This window comes from Alcanivorax sp. HI0044, assembly GCF_001634945.1.
Genome location: NZ_LWEZ01000482.1, coordinates 1 through 860 on the forward strand (window position 1 = coordinate 1; position 860 = coordinate 860).

Annotated in this window: 2 protein-coding genes; both read right to left on the minus strand. The window is 52.6% G+C overall.

The window, feature by feature from the left end:
- Nucleotides 1–583 (minus strand): adenylyl-sulfate kinase (gene cysC / locus A3730_RS05825; protein ID WP_063537698.1); only part of this gene is annotated, 583 nt, incomplete at its 3' end.
- A gap of 65 nt (nt 584–648) precedes the next feature.
- Nucleotides 649–860: four helix bundle protein (locus A3730_RS05830; RefSeq protein ID WP_156500955.1), on the minus strand; the 212-nt coding region annotated here is incomplete at its 5' end.

Below are 860 nucleotides of genomic sequence, written 5' to 3' on the forward strand. Positions count from 1 at the left end.
CTTCAATATCGTTTTCAGCGGTATTCACCACCAGCTCCGGCTTGGCCGGTGCTTCGTAAGGGCTATCGATACCGGTGAATTCCTTGATAATGCCCTGGCGCGCTTTCTGGTACAGCCCTTTGGGATCGCGCTTCTCACACTCTTCAAGCGGCGCATCCACAAATACTTCCACAAACTCACCGTCTTCGAACAACTCACGGGCCGCATCGCGATCGGCGCGGAACGGGCTGATAAAGGCCGTTACCACAATCAAACCGGCATCCACCATCAATTTGGCCACTTCAGACACCCGGCGAATGTTCTCGGTGCGGTCTTCATCACTCATACCCAGGTTCTTGTTCAGGCCGTGGCGCACATTGTCGCCATCCAGCAGGTAAGTGTGGTTACCCTGTTCGGTCAACGCCACTTCCAGCGCATTCGCCAGCGTGGACTTACCGGAACCGGACAGACCCGTCAGCCAGATACACTTCGGCGTCTGGCCCTTAACCTTGGCGCGATCCGCCTTGGACACATTAGACTCATGCCATACGACATGGGCTTTGGATTCGTTTGCTTTTTCCTGGTACGGGGATTTCTCAGACATGCGATATTCCTTCAGTTGAAAGTTCAAAGTTGAAAGTTGAAAAGGACAACCCTCAACTCCCGGGCTCAGCCATGCTGTATGCCCTTGATCATGGTCGCCAGCATCCTTGATAGCTGTTCAGACTCAGAGAGCCAACGACCGGCTTTATCTTCGGTGATATAACCGATTTCATGGCCAATATGAATCTGGGTTCTCAACTCACCGACAGATCCTTTGGCATAACTCCAGAAACGCGCTCTTTCTTTAGTGGAAAGGCGCTCAAATCCCTCGGCAATAT